This window comes from Actinomadura graeca, from assembly GCF_019175365.1.
GTDB lineage: Bacteria > Actinomycetota > Actinomycetes > Streptosporangiales > Streptosporangiaceae > Spirillospora > Spirillospora graeca.
This window is the reverse complement of record NZ_CP059572.1, coordinates 4,323,901-4,342,072: the sequence shown is the minus strand read 5'-3', so window position 1 is coordinate 4,342,072 and position 18,172 is coordinate 4,323,901. Positions and strand designations below refer to the sequence as shown.

Below are 18,172 nucleotides of genomic sequence, written 5' to 3'. Positions count from 1 at the left end.
CGCGCCCGCCCCCACTCCGTCCGGCGGGAAGTACGTCCGTGAGGGCTGGTTCGGCATCCCGTCCAGCACGGGAATCCCGGGCGGGACGGGCGGCACGGGTGGCCCTGGCGGCGCGCGCGGGCCGGGCAGTGTAGGCGGCCCTGGCAGTGTGGGCGGGACGAGCACATCGAGTGGTTCGGGTGGTCCCAGCGGCGTGGGCGGGCCGGGCGGCACGGGTGGCCCGGGCAGTGTGGGTGGGCCGGGCAGCGTGGGTGGTGCGCCGACCGCCGGCGCGACGGGCGCGTTGCATGCCCGCGTCGAGGTCAAGGGCGTGGAGCGGCAGGGCGCCAGGTCGGTGGTGCGCTACAGCGTGACGTCGCTGGACTCGTCCGCCAAGTCCGTGCCGATCCCCGCGAGCGTCCTCGACCCGGTCGGGCGCAGGTTCTACCGCCCTGCGGCGTCGGCCACCGGCGAGCAGTTCGCGCCGGGCGCCACCCGCGAGATGGTGGCCGAACTCCCGCCCCTCCCGCAGGACGTCCAGCAGGTCACGGTGTTCACGCCGGGCACGACGGGGGAGTTCACCGGCATCCCGGTGAGCGGCACGGGGAGCGCGCCCAGCCCGTCAGCCTCGCCCACCTCGCCCGCCCCGGGCGGCACCGGCCCTTCCGCGACGTCGGGGAGCGCGTCTTCGTCGGGGTCGCCGTCCGGGTCGCCGTCCTCGTCGCCGCAGGCGGGAGGCGTGGCCGGGGCCCCGGCCGAGCTGTACGACATCACCGAAGGCGAGATCAAGGACGTCACGTCCAGCGGCTCGGACGTGACGGTCAACCTCCGCACCGACGTGCTGTTCGCGTTCAACTCGGCCAAGCTGTCGGCGCGCGCGAAGGTCGTGCTGGACGAGGCCGCCCAGGAGATCAAGGAGAAGGCCGACCCCGCCCGGCGGCCCCTCACCTTCACCGGGCACACCGACAGCAAGGGCAGCGACTCCTACAACCTCAAGCTGTCGCGCGCCCGCGCCGAAACCGTCATGAAGGAGCTGAAGAGCCGCCTGGGCGACTCCTACAAGTACTCCGCGCACGGCAAGGGCGAGACGGATCTGATCGCCCAGGAAGGCGGCCCGGACGATGCGAAGGCCCGCGCCCGCAACCGCCGCGTGGAGATCACCTACGAGGTCCGGCAGCAGACCGCCCCGACCACCGGGCGCAGCACCGCCCCGGCGGGCGGACGTGGCGGAAGCACCGCTCCGTCCGCGTTCCGTCCGCAGGACGGTGCCACTGTGGCGAGCCGTTACGGCCGGTTCGGCGCGGACAAGAGGCGGCTGGACGTCAAACCCTTCTTCCGGGACGGCGCCTACATCGTCGCCGTTTTCGACATCGTCAACGAAGGGCCTGGGACGACCCCGCTGAGCGCCTCCTACGCGCACAAGGACTATCCGGGCGGCGTCTTCACATCCTTCTCAATCTCCGCACCAGGTGAGAAGGACGTGTACCGCGCCGTCCGCATAGGCACCCCGGTCTTCAAGGGCAGCGCCCTGTACGTGGGCTCCGCATCCGCCGCCTACAGGACGGGCGTCAACGAGCCGGTGCGCGGGATCGTCTACATGCCCGCGCCACCGGGAAACGTCACGTCGGTCGTCTTCGACGGCGGCCCCTTCGGCAAGGTCAACAACGTCCCGGTCTCCTGACCCACCGGGACGCGTCTCAGCCGTCACGTGAAGCGATGACGCGCTGGCCCATCCCGGCCCCGGGGCGCGCCCCGGGGCCGGGATGAGATCAGCGCACCGTCAGCTCCAGGCGAGGATGTGGAGCGGGTCCTCCAGCATGTCGCCGATGTCGCGGAGCACCCGCGACCCCAGCTCGCCGTCGATGATGCGGTGGTCGAACGACAGGGACAGCGTGGTGACCTTGCGGATCGCCAGCTCGCCCTCGTGCACCCACGGCATGTCCCGGATCTGGCCGAACGCCAGGATCGCGGCCTCGCCGGGGGTGATGATCGGCGTCCCGGTGTCCACACCGAACACGCCCACGTTCGTGATCGTGATCGTGCCGTCGGACAGGTCCGCCGGGGTCGCCTTGCCCGCGCGCGCCTTCGCCGCCAGTTCGTTCAGCGCGCGCGCGAGGCCGGGCAGGCCGAGCTCATGCGCATCCTTGATCTTCGGGACGATCAGCCCTCGTTCGGTGGCCGCCGCGATGCCGAGGTTCACGTAGTGCTTGACCACGATCTCAGCGCCGGACGGACCGTCCGCCCATGAGGCGTTCACCATCGGGTTCCTCGCCACGGCGGTGAGCAGCGCGCGCGCCACCAGCAGCAGCGGGGAGACCTTCACGTCCGGGAACTCGGGCATCTCGCGGAGGCGCCGTACGGCCTCCATCGTGCGCGTGACGTCCACCTGGAGGAACTCGGTGACATGCGGTGCGGTGAACGCCGAGCCGCTCACCGCCGCCGCGGTCGCCTTCCGCACGCCCTTGACCGGGATCCGCTCCTCGCGTCCCCCGGCCGCGGGAGCGGGCGCGCTCTGCGCGGCGAGGACGTCGTCGCGGGTGATGGACCCCTGCGGGCCGGTCCCCTCGATCGCGGTGAGGTCCACGCCGAGGTCCTTGGCCATCTTGCGGACCGGTGGCTTGGCCAGCGGCAGCGCGTTGTCCACAGCCTGTGGACGACGCGCCTGCGCGGGAACGGACGGCGCCGCGGGCGGCGCTGCGGACGGGGCCGCCGGCGGCGTCGCGGACGGGGCCGCAGCCCCGTTCGTACCCTTCCGGGCGCGCCGCCTCGTCGCCCCGTCCTTGACCCCGTACCCGACCAGGACCGGCTGGCGTTTGGGCTGGTCGGGCGACACCATCCCCGGCTCCTGCACCGACGGGACGCCCTCCTCGCGGAGCGCCGCCGCCTGCGCGGGCGGCTCGGAGACCGGCGTCGCGACGCCGCCCTCGGCCCCCACGTCCACCGTGATGATCGGCACGCCGACGTCCACGGTCTGCCCCTCGGTGACCATCAGCTCGGTCACCACGCCCTCGAACGGGCAGGGCAGCTCGACGATCGCCTTCGCCGTCTCGATCTCCACGATCGTCTGGTTGACCTCGACCTGGTCCCCCGGCTGGACGTGCCACTTGACGATCTCGGCCTCCGTCAGGCCCTCGCCCACGTCCGGAAGGTTGAACTGCTTCGGGCTCACCGGCGTCACCACGCGAAGGTCCGGTCGACCGCGTCCAGGATGCGGTCGAGGTCGGGCAGGTACTGGTCCTCGACGCGGGACGGCGGATACGGCGTGGAGAACCCGCCGACCCGCAGCACCGGCGCCTCCAGCCGGTAGAAGCACCGCTCGGTGATCCGCGCGGCCAGCTCGGCGCCGAACCCGCCGAACACGGGCGCCTCGTGCACCACGACGCAGCGTCCCGTCCGGTCCACCGAGCCCACCACCGTCTCGGTGTCGAGCGGGTTCAGCGACCGCAGGTCGATGACCTCGACCGACCGTCCCTCCTCGCCGGCCGCCGCCGCTGCCTCCAGGCACGTCTTGACCGACGGCCCGTACGCCAGCACCGTCACGTCCTCGCCCGGCCGGACGATCCTGGCCGCGTGCAGCGGCGTCCAGTCCGTCGACTCGGTGTCGATCTCGGCCTTGTCCCAGTACCGGCGCTTCGGCTCGAAGAAGATCACCGGGTCCGGCGACGCGATCGACTGCTGGATCATCGAGTACGCGTCCACCGGGTTGGAACAGCTCACCACCCGCAGCCCCGCCGTGTGCGTGAAGTACGCCTCGGGCGACTCCGAGTGGTGCTCCACCGCGCCGATGCCGCCACCGCACGGGATGCGGATGACCACGGGCAGCGACACCGCGCCCAGCGACCGCATCCGCATCTTCGCGAGCTGCGTGATGATCTGGTCCGCCGCCGGGAACACGAACCCGTCGAACTGGATCTCGACCACCGGCCGGTACCCGCGCAGCGCGAGCCCGATCGCGGTGCCCACGATCCCCGACTCGGCGAGCGGCGTGTCGATGACCCGCTCCTCCCCGAAGTCCTTCTGCAGGCCGTCCGTGACCCGGAAGACCCCGCCCAGCTTCCCGACGTCCTCGCCCATCACCAGGACCTTCGGGTCGCCCTCCATGGCCTTGCGCAGGCCCTCGTTCATCGCCTTGCCGAGTGTCAGGGTCGTCACGACGCCTCCTCCTCGAACGACGCCAGGTAGGCGGCGAACTGCTCCTGCTCCTCGGTCATCAGCGGATGGTCCTCCCCGTACACGTGCTCGAAGATCGTCAGCGGCCCGGGGTCGGGGAGCGCCAGGCACTGCGCCCGCAGCTCCTTCGCGACCGCCTTGGCCTCCTCGTCCACCCGCTCGAAGAACGCGGCGTCCGCCAGGTCACCGCGCACCAGGTACGCCTTGACCCGCTCGATCGGGTCCTTGAGCTTCCACGCCTCCTCCTCGGCCTTCAGCCGGTAGCGCGTGGGGTCGTCCGTCGTCGTGTGCGCGCCCATCCGGTACGTGAACGCCTCGATCAGGGTCGGCCCCTGGCCCGTCCTCGCGTTCTCCAGCGCCTTCCGCGTCACGGCCAGGCACGCGAACACGTCGTTGCCGTCCACCCTGATCCCCGGGAACCCATACCCCTGGGCCCGCTTGTACAGCGGGATCCTCGACTGCCGCTCCAACGGCTCCGAGATGGCCCACTGGTTGTTCTGGCAGAAGAACACGATCGGCGCGTTGAACACCGAGGCGAACACGAACGACTCGTTCACGTCCCCCTGCGACGTCGCCCCGTCCCCGAAGTAGGCGATCGTCGCCCCGGCCGACGGCGAGCCCAGCACACCGTCCCTCTGGACGCCCATCGCGTACCCGGTCGCGTGCAGTGTCTGGCTGCCGATCACGATGGTGTACAGGTGAAAGCCATGCTCCGCGGGGTCCCACCCGCCGTGGTTCACACCCCTGAACAGGCCGAGCAGCCTGATCGGCTCCACGTCCCGGCACCACGCCACCGCGTGCTCCCGGTAGGTCGGGAACACCATGTCGTGCCGTCCGAGAGCCCGCCCGGAGCCGATCTGCGCTGCCTCCTGCCCGAGCAGCGAAGCCCACAGCCCCAGTTCCCCCTGCCGCGTCAGCGCCACGGCCTCCAGATCTATCTTCCGAGTGAGCACCAGGTCGCGGTACAGCCCGCGGACCTCGTCCGCGCTCAGCTCGAGCGGATAGTCGGGATGCTCGACGCGCTCCCCCTCGGGGGTGAGCAGCTGCACGAGTTCGGGCTCGGCGAGCCCGGGGGTGTCTGGCGCGCCGCGCACGGAGTCGATCGTCATCGATGACACTCCTCGTTCGGGGCCGGTACACGGGATCGCCGTCCACCGGCCGATGTCAGCGACCTCGCCCCCGGTAAGGGACAAAAGCCGCTAAAGCCATGGTGGCAGACATCACACCCTGCGTTGCAAGTCCTACCCCCGCGCGCCCCGCCCCCACGCGCAACGTGACGCACGCCACCCGTACATTGCCCGCATGAGGCTCGACATGGACGTCCCCGACGACGGCCGCCGCCACCAGTACTGCTGGGGCTGCCGAGCCGAGACCGTCACCCCCGCCCACGGCGCCCCGGGCTTCGTCTGCGCCACATGCAGCCAGGAACACGCCCGCTCCCTCGTCATCGACCCCGCCCTGACCTGGTGGACCGACGCCGCAGGCGAGTACTGGCACGAGACCGCCGGCGTGTTCGTCCGCCGCCCGGACGGCCGCCACCTCTTCTTCGAGCGCCTCTTCTACCCTCTCCAATGGACCGTCCCCGCAGGCCACATCGACACCGGCGAGGACCCCCGCCGCGCCGCCCAGCGAGAACTCCACGAAGAGGTGGGCCTCCACGCCGCCCTGTCCGACCTCACCGAACTCGGCGTGGACGACATCCCCGGCGACTCCTGCTGGCGAGGCTCCGACGCACACCGCTGGCACACCTACGTCCTGGACGTCCCCGCGTCCACCACCGTCCGCGTCCTGGAAGAGGGCCACCGCCCCACCTGGCTCCCCCTCGAAGCCGCCCTGGAACAACCCCTCACCGTCCCGGTCAGAACCCTGATCGACCGCTACCTGAGAGCCCGATGAGCCCGCCGGACGCGCCCACCCCTGCCATCATCGACAGGTGCGTTACACCAGGGTCACCACAGCTGTAGCCCTCCTGGCGGCACTCGCTGCCTGCACGACCGCCAAGGACACCCCGTCCTTCAACCCGACCCCCCGCCCCACCCGCCCCGGCCAAGTAGTCATCATCGCCGGCGCTCCGGACAACTACCGCCCCCCTCGTGACGGCGAATACGCGGTGAAGGCAGGTGCCCAGTCCGATGGGGGGCTGGCCGTGGATCCAGCCACGGGACTGGTGTATTTCCGTGCGCTCGCAAATGACGCCTCCGTCGTCGTTCGTATCGAGCGGGACGGACGGGTCAGTACATTCCGTGTGAAGAACCGAGGCGGCCAGCTTGCCGTTGTGTCCGGTCAGTTGTGGATCATGTCCTCGGCCAAGGGCCTCCAGCTGTCCAAGATGGCGCTGTCGACCCTTCAAGAGACCGACGTCCTGACCACGGAGAACGACCGGCCGATCCGAATCCTCGACGAGGCGGGGCGCCCTGTGAGTTCCTCGGAGCAGCGCAAACTGGACGGACAGTGGACGGATTCTCGCTTCGCGATGCGGGGGGACGGTAGGCCCATCATTGTTTCGGGCGCCGGAGATCTCTTCGAAGTACAGGCGGCCAACGAGGTGAGGATCTGGCGGCCGAGCGGCTTTGAGGAAGCACGAAGGAAGGCGATGGGCTCCGGAAAGCAGCGTCCGCTGGCCCTGGTGGCGAACGGACGGAGCGGCGCGATCGTCCTCGCGGCCAGCGGGCTCGTCCGTATCGACACGGGCGGCGCTGCGAGCGGTACCGCCTTCCCCGGCTTGCCCAGGGGCATCCCGGCGTGGTCGGCGGCCACGCCTCTCGCCGATGGTTCAGTGCTACTCCTCGGAGGGACGACGGCCTTCGAACGCAAGCCGCGACCCGCTCTTCTGCGGCCGGACGGCCGCCTTGTGGCGCTTTCCCTCGGCGGTCCTCAGTGGTGTGGCCAGTTCGACGGTTCAATGGCTATTGTCGCCTCGGCCGAACCGGGCGGCCTGGCCGTGACGCCGGGCGGTGACCATCTCGTCATGGACAAGAACTGCGGACGAATATACTCTTTCCGTCTTCCTGCCGATATCGGTGGCGTTCCGCGTCGCGGCTAGGGTTGCACACCGTTCGGAGAGGAATTGTGATCAGTCGGATCCTCCATCCTCTGGACGATGGCGCGGCCTGTCATTGACTCTCCGTGAGGTTCTACTGGGAACTCGAAGTTCATGGCCCATTGTCGGATGGCTTGCTCTTCGGACGCTGTCAGGTTGGGCTTCTTGAGCAGCGCATCGACCTCGGGAACGCCGGTGTGACCGGATTTGGTGAGTGCGAGGGCCCGTGCTAGATCCAGCATCAACTGATCAGAGTACTGAGCGTGCTGGTCCTGGATCTCTTTGACCTTCTTGTCGAAGGCTTTGTAGGTCATCTTCTCAAGGGCGAGCCCAGTGCCCATCGAGTACGCGTCGGTCACCCCGGGGATGTTCGCGGCGGGAGTCGCACCGAGGATGGCGCCGGAAGCATCGCGAAGTAGTGTGAGGTGCTTCTGTGCGTCCTGGTATTGCTGCGCGGTGAGTTTTTCATTGGCGATCCGTTCCTTGCCGTACGCGGCGATCAGGAGCCCCTCCGCGTAGCCGGCCCTTGCTATCGCGTCATCGAACTTTCCGTGGGTCATACCCCAAGCGAGGATCTGCTGACGATAGAGCTGGGTGTCGTGTGCTATCTGCGCCCAGGACTTGTCGTCCATGGCGAAGGTGCGCAGAAAACCCTCCATATCGCTTCCCGCAATGTTGACGTAGACGCGGCCGGTTGCCGGATCCTTGCTGGGAAGGTCGGTACCACCGGATGTCGCGTTGGAGTCACCGATCGCTGGTATGTATAGGTGGATCATCCGAAGGAGGCCGGTTCTCAGGCCGGGGGCCAGTTCGGCTGTGTAGTGCTTGCTGCTGCTCGTTCCCGGGGGAGCCTGGTCGGTTCTGGGGAGGATGTCGAACCAGGGGAGCCAGTCGGGAGGGCTGTCTTTCTTGAGGAGTTTGTCGACCTTCTCGCGGCCCTTGTCGTTCCACCAGGCCACGGTCTTCATGATTTCGGCGGCGTTCTGGGCGGCCTCTTCTTCGTGGCCCTTGTCGGGTGTGGTCGCGAGGGCGATGACGGATCCTGCGGCGGTGCCGCCGTCCGGCCAGTCGGGTGTGATGAGGAGGGCGGCGTACGTTCCGCCGTTTCCGCGGGTCAGCCAGGTGAGCGGTTCGGCCTTTTCCGCGTCCTTGATGGTGAACGCCGATTCCAGTCCGGTCGCCGCGAGCGTCCGGGCCGCGGTGAGGTCTTGTTGCTGGGAGATGCGGCCGAGGATGGTGAGGGCGGGGTCGTATTCGCGGAGGGTCTTGGTGTCGGGGTCGCGGCCAAAGGGCTTGTTCAGGCCCCAGGGGTCCCACCAGCGGCCGTCCGGCTGGTTGGTCACGGAGGTGTGGGACTCGCCGCTGAGGGCTCCGGACGACTCGGTGATGGCGTAGGAGGGGTGTTTCTGGCGCCAGCGGAGGGCGGCCTTGGCGAGGTCGACGAGGACGGCGCTGCTCCATCTGACGTTGGGGGCGCTCAGTTTCACGAGGAGGGCCTGGCCGGGCATGTCGGCGCCCGCGGGGCCCAGGGCGTGGGCGACGGGGGCGCTGCCGTCCTTCCTGCGGGAGAGGGCGGCCAGGGCGGTGCCGAAGTCGCCGACGATCTTCTTGTCGTCGGGGGTGAGGCCGGAGCCGCCGTGGCTCTGGTGCAGGCGGTAGGCGAGTTTGCCGACCGAGCCCGCCGGGACGTTGGCGAAGAAGGCCGTGAGGTAGCCGTCGTCCTTGGTGTTCGCGCGGAGTGTCCTGGCCATCTCGGAGATGAGTTCGGGGGTGTAGGTGTTGGGGGCGTCCAGGGCCTTGGTCAGGGCGACGCCCTGGAGGCGGCCCAGTTCGGCCATTTCCTTGCGGCCGAAACGTTCCAGGTCGGGGACGGGCGAGAGGGACGAGCCGGCGAGGAGGGGGTCGGCCTGGTTCTCGGCGAGGGCGTACATGAGCCGCGTGCGGGTGCGGGACGACTGGTCGCGGCACCAGGCGGCGGCCCGGTCGCAGGGGGCCGTGCTCGGGATGTCGGGGTAGGCGGGTGCGAGGAGGCCGCGGACCATCCTGGCGGCCTGGGGGAGGCGGTCGGCGGCGCGGGTGAGGGCGGTTTCGAGGCGTTCGAGACCCTTGGCGGAGACGGACGCGACGCCGGGACGGCCCGCGGCCGGGGTCACGCGGGGGATGTCGGGGGTCTGGTACGTGGAGGGGCTCTGGTTGACGCGGGCGACCGTGCGCACGACCTCGAACATCAGGCGGTTGAGGGAGCGGTTGTGGTCCTGGAGGTCCGAGGTGAAGGACGCGGCGGAGCCGCCCTGCCAGATCTGTGGGCCCATCAGACGGGTCACTTCGGACATAACACTAGAAATCGCCCGTAGTTCCGTCTGGACGGCGCGCATGTCGATCGTGGCGACCATCGCCGTCCCTTCGTCCCTGTGCCGGAGGGCAACAGCGTAGAAGGAATTGTTGACCTCCGCATCTACTTTCCTTGACGAAAGAAGGTGGAAAGCGGGCGGAATAGGTTCTATTCGCGGGATAGGGCGCGGGTCGCTCCGGCGGCGACGGTGAGGCCGAGGAGGAGGCCCGCGGCCACGATGAAGTTCGCGATCCACTGGTAGACGCCCTTGGGGGCGAACTCGATCTCCTGACCGAGGCTGCCGATCGGGAGGAGAAGGTCGAGGGTGTAGAAGAACGGATTGAAGTGCGGTTTGTGACCCTCGTCCAAGACCTCTGGCTTGTGGAGGGAGAAGACGATCGTCCCGAACGCGAGGAGGCCGACCAGCCAGCTCGCGGCGCGGAACGGGCGGTAGCCGTAGCCGACCAGGCCGTCCTGGAACCAGCCGACGACCTTGCGTGACACGCCCTGGGTCTTGCGGCGGTCGCGGGCCTTGGCGAGCAGGATGGAGCGGCCGTCGGCGTCCAGGCCCAGGGCGCGGTAGGTCTGGGCGAGGCGCTCGTAGGGCTGCGGGGCGTAGCCGTCGGTGTCGCGGCGGAGCCAGGCGAGGCGGTCGCGGGCCGTCAGGGGCGGTTCGAGGGTCTCGTACTGGAGGCCGTCCAGTTGGAGGCGCTCAGGCCAGGTCTTCGCGTCGTCGCGGAGGAGGTTGATGCGCGCGTACGACAGGTCCGCGACGCCCCTGATCGGCTCGGCCGGGCGCAGCAGGACCTCCTCGGCCTGGAGGCGCTGGAGACTGAGCGCGGTCCCGTTCTCGTGGTGCAGGTGGGCGCCGCGGAGGCTGAGCTGCCCGGTGACGCGGGCGCCGGCGAAGCTGACGGCGCCCAGGGCGGTGAAGCCGTCGGAGCAGTAGATGTCGGTCTCCACGGCCAGGTCGTCGGCGTTGAGGGCGGTGCGGTCGGGGTGGGACAGGTGGGCGCCGACGAAGGACAGGTAACCGCCGACGCGGGCGCCGCGGAGCCGGACCTCGCCCTCGGCGCTGAACCCGCCGTCACAAAAGACGTTCGCGGCCACGTCCAGGCGGCTTGCGTACAGGGCGGCGCCGGCCGGGTTGTGCAGCCGCGCCTCGCGGAAGATCAGCTGTCCGCCGACGCGGGCGCCCGGCAGCCGGACCTCGCCGTTGGCCACGAAGCCCTGGTCGCAGTACACGTTCGCCTCGACGGTGAGGCGGTCGGCGAGCAGCGCGTCCCCGCCCGGATTGGCCAGCTGGACGCCCGACATGTTCAGGATGCCGGTGATGTTCGCCCCGTCCAGCCAGAGGCCCCCGGAGATCCGGCTGCCCTCCAGCCACAGGTGCCCGTCCACCCGGGTGCCGGACGCGACGAGGCCCGGAAGCCGGCAGCGCATCAGGTGGACGCTGTTCATGCTCGCCCAGTACAGGTGCGGGGCCTCGTCGAACAGGCAGTTCGTCAGCGCGAGCGGGACGTGGACCTCCGCGTGCCCGAGGTTCAGCGAGCCGGTGATGCGGGCGCCGCTGAGCCGGACGGCGGCGACCTGACCGGGCTGGGGCTCCACGGCGCCGACGAGGAGGGCGACGAGGACCTCGGCCCTGACCATCCGGTCATGTCCCCAGTGCGCGGTGCCGCCGGGATCGTCCAGCGCCGGGTCACCGGACGACATGTCGACCGACTCGCCGCGCGGGAACGCGTCCCAGAGGCGGCGCTCCGAGGGGGTCAGGTCCTCGACGTTCATCGGGCGGCTCCGGGGGGTGGGGACGGGGGTGACGGTGGGGGGTGGTGATGGGGGCCTGCCAGGCCATGGTGCCGTACGCTTCAGGATCGTTGCCGTACTTTAGGTCCGTAGAGAAACCGCAGACCAGTGAGGGGGCGGTCGTGGCGCGTGTCGTCGTCGACGTCATGCTGAAGCCGGAGATCCTCGACCCGCAGGGTCAGGCCATCGCCCGGAAGCTGCCGCAGATGGGGTTCGAGGGCGTCGTCGCCGTCCGGCAGGGCAAGCGGTTCGAGGTCGAGCTCGAAGGGGCGGCCGACGAGGCGGCGCTGGAGCGGGTCAACAAGATCGCCGAAACGCTGCTGGCCAACCCGGTCATCGAGAGCTTCGAGGTCCGGGTCCTCTAGCCGGATCCCCCGCGCCGGACGGATCTCCCGACACCAAAACGATCTTGATCGGGGAGGTTCCTCCGTCCGGGCCGGCTCTCGCCGGGAATGGCGTGGAATGTCGTGTGGTGACGTTCCGTGGTGGAGTCGTATGGCTCGTTCCATCGGGTGTTGGTGCGTTCCATGAGATGCTCGATCCTTCGCGGTGCCGGTGAGATGTCATGGAAAGACCCGACACTATAGCGATTACGGAAGATACCGCCGGGGAAGTGTTAGCTTCGTCGAGTCGTCGAACACGCTCCGGGGCCGGGGGCCTGGCCAGGAAGCCCGGAGCACGACACGAGGTGTCCCGGTGGAGATGAGGTTTTCGCTCGCGCTGCCACGAGAGGCGCTGAGCATTCCGGTGGTTCGCCGAGTGGTGGGTGACTCCCTGCGGGGGCTGGGTGTATCCGAAGAGTGCGTCGGGGACATCCTCGTGGCCGCCTCAGAGGCGTGCACGAACGTCATCCAGCACGCGCGCGCTACCGGCGACTACGAGGTCGCCGGTCACGTGGACGACGGCGTCTGCTCGCTCAAGGTCATGGACTGGGGGCACGGGCCACGTCCGGCCCCCGAGGACCGCGGGGTTTTGAGCGAGTCGGGGCGCGGCATTAGGATCATGCGGGCCCTGGTGGACGATATGAGCATCGACTCCTCGCCCGACCTGGGCACTGTCGTCCACCTGCGGAAGCGCCTGACCTGGCGAGACGAAGTGCTGATCGGGAGCCTCGAACGCAGGCTCATGCACAGCGCCGGGTAGATTGGTACGCGCGCGGGGGGAATGCGACGCGCAGCGGGGTGATCGGCGGAGGAGACCCGCTCGTCCAGGCCGCACCTCATTTCGGAGGAACAGAAGAGATGGACGCTGCCCGGGTTGGGATCATCACCTTCCCTGGTTCCCTAGACGACAAGGACGCCGCGCGAGCCGTACGGCTGGCCGGCGCCGAACCGGTCGCCCTCTGGCACGGCGACCACGACCTGCAGGGCGTCGACGCCGTCGTGCTGCCCGGCGGGTTCTCCTATGGGGACTACCTGCGCGCCGGGGCCATCGCCCGGTTCGCGCCGCTGATGGTCGAGCTCGTCGCCGCGGCCAAGGCGGGCCTGCCCGTCCTCGGCATCTGCAACGGGTTCCAGGTCCTGTGCGAGTCGCACCTGCTTCCCGGTGCCCTGCTGCCCAACGCGGGCCTGCACTTCGTGTGCCGGGACCAGCGGCTGAGCGTCGAGAACGCCGACACCGCCTGGACCACCGAGTACCGCGAGGGCCAGGAACTGGTGATCCCGATCAAGAACGTCGACGGCCGCTACGTCGCCGATCGTGAGACGCTGGCCGAGCTGGCCGACTCCGGACGCATCGTCGCGCGCTATCTCGACCTGAACCCCAATGGCTCCCTGGACGATATCGCCGGGATCTGCAACGAGGCCGGCAACGTGGTCGGGCTCATGCCCCACCCCGAACACGCCGTGGAGTCACTGACGGGCCCGTCCACCGACGGGCTCGGCTTCTTCACCTCGATCGTCAAGAGACTGGTCAACGCATGAGCGAGCAACCGCCCAACGGGTCCGGGCGCACGGACCGCGCCCGGGACACCTCGGACGAGCCCTCCATGGAGTGGCTCGGCGAGCTCAAGTCCGACGCCGACGACCCCGAGCTGCAGCCGGTCGACCCATCGGTGACCCAGGCGTTCGAGGCCATGCTGGAGGAGGGCGGTCCCACCGCCCCGCCCCCGGCCTCGTCGGTGCCGTCCGTCCAGTCTTCCGCCCCCAACGGGGGGCCCGCGGGCGCGCCCGTGAACGCGGGTGTCGGGGCCGTCGCCCCGGCGTCCGGCGGGAAGCAGCTTTCGATCGAGCTGGCTCCCGAGTTCGCCCGGGCCATCGCCGAGGAGCGGCCCTTCGGACGACCGTCCGACCCACTCGCCGATCCCCTGGCCGAACCCACGCGCACCGTCGCCGACCCGAACGGCACCGTCGCCGACCCGAACGGCACGAGTGGGCGGGGCACAGGCCCGCAGCCTGCCGTCCAGACGGGTACCGGCCCCCAGGATGCCGTGGGTACGGGCACCGATCCGCAGCCCCCCGTGGGCACTGGTACGGGACCTCAGCCCGCAGTGGGTACGGGCACCGGTCCGCAGCCTGCGGTGGGTACTGGTACGGCTCCGCAGCCTGCTCTTGGTTCGAGCTTCGATCCGTTGTCCCAAGGCGGCCCTGGGACGGGCCCCTTTCCGCCTGTAGGTACAGGTACGGGCCCGCAGCCCGCGGTAGGTACGGGTACTGGCCCGCAGCCCGCCGTGGGTACGGGTACCGGTCCGCAGCCCGCCGTGGGTACGGGCACGGGCCCGCAGCCTGCCGTCGGAACGGGCACCGGGCCGCAGCCTGCCATCGGTCTTGACGCTGATCCTCTATCGCAGGGGGGCCCGGCCACAGGGCCCATCCCTTCGGCCGGTCATGGCACCGACCCGCAGCCTGTTACAGGGCACAACACAGGTCCGCTGCCCTTCACCGGTCTCGGCACCGGGCCGCAGCCCGCCATCGGGGCGGACGGCCCCGGCCCGGGTGGACCTCACTACGCGATCGGGTCCGAGAGCCCAGGGGACGGCCCGCAGCCCGGCGGTGAAGGTCCCGGGACGGGCCCACAGCCTTCGCTGGGCGGTTCCGGCACCGGACCCCAGCCCGCGATCGACCGGCCCGGCACAGGCCCTCAGCCGACGATTGGCGGCCACGGCACGGGGTCGCAGCCGACGGTCACCACCGGCGGCCCCGGCTCTCAGCCGACGGTCACCGGTGGTGGCCCCGGCCCCGGCACGGGCCCGCAGCCGGCCGTCGTGCCGGTCGAGCCCGGAACGGACACCGTCGCGATCGCCGCGGCCTCGCCCGACCGGCAGCAGCCGTACGCCGAGCTGGGCATGAAGGACGAGGAGTACCAGCGGGTCCGGGAGATCCTGGGGCGCCGTCCCACCTCGTCCGAGCTCGCGATCTACTCGGTCATGTGGAGCGAACACTGCTCCTACAAGAGCTCCAAGGTGCACCTGCGCCAGTTCGGCGACAAGGCACCGCAGACGGAGGCGCTGCTCGTCGGCATGGGCGAGAACGCGGGCGTGGTGGACATCGGCCAGGGCTGGGCGGTCACGTTCAAGGTCGAGTCGCACAACCACCCGTCCTACGTGGAGCCGCACCAGGGCGCGGCGACCGGCGTCGGCGGGATCGTCCGCGACATCATGTCGATGGGCGCCCGTCCGATCGCGGTCATGGACTCGCTGAGGTTCGGCCCCGCCGACGCGCCCGACACGCAGCGGGTCCTGCCCGGCGTGGTGGCCGGGATCGGCGGCTACGGCAACTCGCTCGGCCTGCCGAACATCGGCGGCGAGACGGTCTTCGACGCCTGTTACGCCCAGAACCCGCTGGTCAACGCGCTGTGCGTGGGCGTGCTCAAGCACGAGGACATCAAGCGCGCCGTGGCGCCCGGCCCCGGCAACAAGGTGATCCTCTTCGGCGCGACGACGGGTCCGGACGGCATCGGCGGCGCGTCCGTGCTGGCGTCGGCGACCTTCGACGACGAGTCGCAGCAGAAGCGGCCGAGCGTCCAGGTCGGCGACCCCTTCATGGAGAAGCTGCTGATCGAGTGCTGCCTGGAGCTGTTCGGCGAGGACCTCGTCGTCGGCATCCAGGACCTCGGCGCGGCCGGGGTGTCCTGCGCGACGACCGAGCTGGCCGCGGCCGGCACGGGCGGCATGCACGTCGACCTCGACACCGTCCCGCTGCGCGACGAGACGCTCCGCCCTGAGGAGATCCTCATGAGCGAGTCGCAGGAGCGCATGATGGCGGTGGTCACGCCGGACAAGGTCGACCGCTTCATGGAGATCTGCGGCCGCTGGGAGATCCCGGCGACCGTCATCGGCTCGGTCACCGACACCGGCCGGCTGGTCATGACGTGGCGGGGCGAGACGATCGTCGACATCCCGCCGGTCACCGCCGCCGACGAGGGTCCGGTGTACGAGCGTCCGTACGAGCCGCCGCATGACCTCGGCGCGCTCCAGTCCGACACGCCGGGGCGGCTCACGCGCCCGTCCAACGGGGACGAGCTGCGCCGGACCGTCCTGTGGCTGGCCGGGTCGCCGAACCTCGCCAGCAAGACCTGGGTGACCTCGCAGTACGACAGGTATGTCCTGGGCAACACGGTGCTGGCCATGCCCGACAACGCGGGCGTCGTCCGCATCGACGACGAGTCGGGCCTGGGCATCGCCCTGTCCCTGGACGGGAACGGCCGCTACACACGCCTCGACCCGTACTCCGGGGCGCAGCTCGCCTTGTCGGAGGCGTACCGTAACGTCGCCGCGACGGGCGCGCGTCCCCTCGCCGTCACCAACTGCCTCAACTTCGGTTCACCGGAGGACCCGGGCGTCATGTGGCAGTTCGCCCGCGCCGTCGAGGGCCTGGCGGACGCCTGCCAGTACCTCGGGGTCCCGGTGACGGGCGGCAACGTCAGCTTCTACAACCAGACCGGCACCACGCCGATCAACCCGACGCCGGTCATCGGCGTCCTCGGCGTCCACGACGACGTGCGCCGCCGCGTGAACATGTCCCTGACCTCCGACGGCGCCACGATCGCGCTCCTCGGTGAGACGCGCGAGGAGTTCGGCGGCTCGGAATGGGCGCACGTGGTCTACGGCCACCTGGGCGGGCTTCCGCCGCTGGTCGACCTGCAGGCCGAGGCGGCGCTGGCGGGCGTCCTCGTCCAGGCGGTCCGGGAGGGGCTGGTCACGGCGGTGCACGACCTGTCGGACGGCGGTCTCTCGCAGACGCTCGTGGAGTCGTGCCTGCGCGGCGGTCTCGGCGCGCGGATCACCCTGCCCGGGGACCCGTTCGTCTCGCTGTTCAGCGAGTCGGTCGCGCGGGCGATGGTGGCGGTGCGGGCGGGCGCCGAGGCGCGCCTGGCGGCGCTGTGCGAGGCGGCGGGCGTCCCGGTCTCCCAGATCGGCGTCGCGGGCGGCGACTCGCTCAGCGTGACGGGCCGGGGCCCGGAGGGCGAGCAGCAGGAGCTCTTCGCGATCCCACTGGCGGAACTCCGCGAGGCGCACGAGCGGATGCTTCCGAGCTACGCCAGCTGACCGAAAAGCACCCGACCCGGGCGAACACCGCCCGGGTCACTGCGCTGTGCCGTCAAGGCCCGCAAGCCCGTCAAGGCCCGCAAGCCCGTCACAAGCCCGCAAGCCCGTCACAAGCCCCTGGCCCGTCCGAAAGCGGGCGGGTCAGAACACCGAGACGTGCACGTGGTCGTAGTGGTTGGCGGTCACGCCGCCGCGGTTCTCCATGCTGCGCCAGCCGGGACTGCGCAGGTCGTAGATGCGCTGCCGCCAGATGATGTACTTGATGCCGAGGGCGCTGGCGTGCGCGATGGCGTAGGCGGCGGTGCGGTCGCCGAGGGACTGGGCGCTGCCCGTGGCCATCTGGCCGCCGGTCGTGACCATGAAGTCGCAGGCGTGGCCGGTGCCGTGGTCCTGCGGGTCCCCGGTGCTGCGGACGCAGCCGATCGTCGGGAACGGCCCCATCTCCAGGTCGAGGGTGTTCTTGACCTTCAGCATGCGGGGGGTCACGCCGCCCATCCCGACGCTCGGGGACTCGGGCTTGTACTTCTTGACCAGGGCCCTGATGCGGTTCTTCTCCGCGAGCAGGTCCTTGATCTCCTTCTGCAGCGCGGAGATCTTCTGCTGGGCCTGCCTGCGGGCCTGGTCCTGCTGGGAGACCAGCGACTGGATCTGCTCGACCTTCGCCGCCTTGTTCTGCGCGAGGTGGCTGACCAGGGTGACGTTGCTCAGCAGCTCCGACGGGTTGTCGCTCGCCATGATCGACACCGTGGGGTCCTGGCCGTTCATCATGTACTGGGACGCGGCCATCTGCGCGACGAGACCGCGGGCCTCGTTGAGGTCGCTCTGCAGGACCCTGGACTTGTCCAGCGCCTGCTTCGCCGCGTACTGGGCGTCCTTCAGCTTGGCGAGGTCACCGCCGTACGCCTTGTCGAGCTTCTCGATCTGGGCGTTGAGCTTGCTGAACTTGCTGCTGTCTCCCGGGTCCGCGGCGAGGGCGTTCGCGGACGCGAGGGCCGCGAAGGGGGCCGCGGACGCGGACGGGACCGCCCCGCCGGCCAGCGGCACGGCCGCCACGGCGGCCGTGAGGGCCATGGCGGCGCGCCGGAGGGTGGAGGTGGGGGTCTCCACGTCTTCTCCTCTCCTCGTTGGCCTACCGGGTTAGCTGACGGGTTCGGGCTGGAGTGCGCCCTATCACCGACCTTCCGGTCCGCGAATTCACCCCGGCCGGGTCGTCCCGGCTGGTGGGTCCCCGGTTCCCGGGCTCGCGCCGCGGGATTCGGCCCGTCCGTCCGGCGCGTCCGGTGCGGCCGGACGTGGTCGCCGGGCGGGCTGTGAATCGAACATCGATCGGGACCGTCCGTTGCCTCGCCAAGATTAGACC

At 70.3% G+C, this 18,172-nt stretch carries 13 protein-coding genes and 1 riboswitch; of the genes, 7 read left to right on the top strand and 6 right to left on the bottom strand.

Annotation, left to right across the window (positions count from 1 at the left end):
- Positions 1-247: 247 nt before the first annotated feature.
- The gene (locus AGRA3207_RS19085) at positions 248-1,660 is read left to right on the top strand and encodes an OmpA family protein (RefSeq protein WP_231336077.1); all 1,413 of its coding nucleotides are present in this window, start codon (positions 248-250) and stop codon (positions 1,658-1,660) included.
- Between the two features lie 99 nt (positions 1,661-1,759).
- Here AGRA3207_RS19085 and AGRA3207_RS19080 read toward each other — a convergent pair whose 3' ends face one another.
- The 3 genes from AGRA3207_RS19080 to pdhA are packed head-to-tail and all read right to left on the bottom strand — an operon-like array spanning position 1,760 to position 5,258.
- A complete protein-coding gene (locus AGRA3207_RS19080) occupies positions 1,760-3,157 on the bottom strand; it encodes a dihydrolipoamide acetyltransferase family protein (RefSeq protein ID WP_420830897.1) in 1,398 nt (465 codons plus the stop codon).
- A complete protein-coding gene (locus tag AGRA3207_RS19075) occupies positions 3,154-4,131 on the bottom strand; it encodes an alpha-ketoacid dehydrogenase subunit beta (RefSeq protein WP_231336075.1) in 978 nt (325 codons plus the stop codon). Before AGRA3207_RS19075 ends, AGRA3207_RS19080 begins: the two co-directional genes overlap by 4 nt.
- Positions 4,128-5,258 carry a pyruvate dehydrogenase (acetyl-transferring) E1 component subunit alpha gene (gene pdhA, locus AGRA3207_RS19070; protein ID WP_231336074.1) on the bottom strand — a complete coding sequence of 377 codons (1,131 nt, stop codon included), beginning with the start codon at positions 5,256-5,258 and terminating at the stop codon, positions 4,128-4,130. The genes AGRA3207_RS19075 and pdhA overlap by 4 nt, the downstream gene beginning before the upstream one ends.
- A 193-nt stretch (positions 5,259-5,451) precedes the next feature.
- On the opposite strand from pdhA, the gene AGRA3207_RS19065 reads away from it, so the two are divergent.
- Positions 5,452-6,045: an NUDIX hydrolase gene (locus tag AGRA3207_RS19065; RefSeq protein ID WP_273700056.1), complete on the top strand. Its 594-nt coding sequence runs from the start codon at positions 5,452-5,454 to the stop codon at positions 6,043-6,045.
- Positions 6,046-6,082: 37 nt separating this feature from the next.
- Positions 6,083-7,192 carry a hypothetical protein gene (locus AGRA3207_RS19060; protein WP_231336073.1) on the top strand — a complete coding sequence of 370 codons (1,110 nt, stop codon included), beginning with the start codon at positions 6,083-6,085 and terminating at the stop codon, positions 7,190-7,192.
- Here the strand turns inward: AGRA3207_RS19060 and AGRA3207_RS19055 are convergent.
- Positions 7,189-9,777, bottom strand: coding sequence for a hypothetical protein (locus AGRA3207_RS19055; RefSeq protein ID WP_231336072.1), 2,589 nt, complete (start codon positions 9,775-9,777; stop codon positions 7,189-7,191). The genes AGRA3207_RS19060 and AGRA3207_RS19055 overlap by 4 nt on opposite strands.
- Entirely contained in the window at positions 9,690-11,309 is a 1,620-nt protein-coding gene (locus AGRA3207_RS19050; RefSeq protein WP_231336071.1) for a hypothetical protein, read from the bottom strand. The genes AGRA3207_RS19055 and AGRA3207_RS19050 overlap by 88 nt, the downstream gene beginning before the upstream one ends.
- A gap of 140 nt (positions 11,310-11,449) precedes the next feature.
- Here AGRA3207_RS19050 and purS point away from each other — a divergent pair, with 140 nt between their 5' ends.
- From purS to purL, 4 genes are all read left to right on the top strand, one after another.
- The gene (purS, locus tag AGRA3207_RS19045) at positions 11,450-11,692 is read left to right on the top strand and encodes a phosphoribosylformylglycinamidine synthase subunit PurS (RefSeq protein WP_231336070.1); all 243 of its coding nucleotides are present in this window, start codon (positions 11,450-11,452) and stop codon (positions 11,690-11,692) included.
- Positions 11,693-12,029: 337 nt separating this feature from the next.
- Entirely contained in the window at positions 12,030-12,470 is a 441-nt protein-coding gene (locus AGRA3207_RS19040; protein ID WP_231336322.1) for an ATP-binding protein, read from the top strand.
- Between the two features lie 98 nt (positions 12,471-12,568).
- On the top strand, positions 12,569-13,249 hold the full coding sequence (gene purQ, locus AGRA3207_RS19035) for a phosphoribosylformylglycinamidine synthase subunit PurQ (protein WP_231336069.1): 681 nt from the start codon (positions 12,569-12,571) through the stop codon (positions 13,247-13,249).
- A 1,280-nt stretch (positions 13,250-14,529) separates the two neighbouring features.
- The gene (gene purL, locus AGRA3207_RS19030) at positions 14,530-16,812 is read left to right on the top strand and encodes a phosphoribosylformylglycinamidine synthase subunit PurL (RefSeq protein ID WP_338028288.1); all 2,283 of its coding nucleotides are present in this window, start codon (positions 14,530-14,532) and stop codon (positions 16,810-16,812) included.
- A gap of 141 nt (positions 16,813-16,953) precedes the next feature.
- On the opposite strand, the gene AGRA3207_RS19025 is transcribed toward purL, so the two are convergent.
- On the bottom strand, positions 16,954-17,919 hold the full coding sequence (locus AGRA3207_RS19025) for a coiled-coil domain-containing protein (protein ID WP_231336068.1): 966 nt from the start codon (positions 17,917-17,919) through the stop codon (positions 16,954-16,956).
- Positions 17,920-17,922: 3 nt separating this feature from the next.
- Positions 17,923-18,083: riboswitch (cyclic di-AMP (ydaO/yuaA leader) on the bottom strand.
- Positions 18,084-18,172 lie beyond the last annotated feature (89 nt).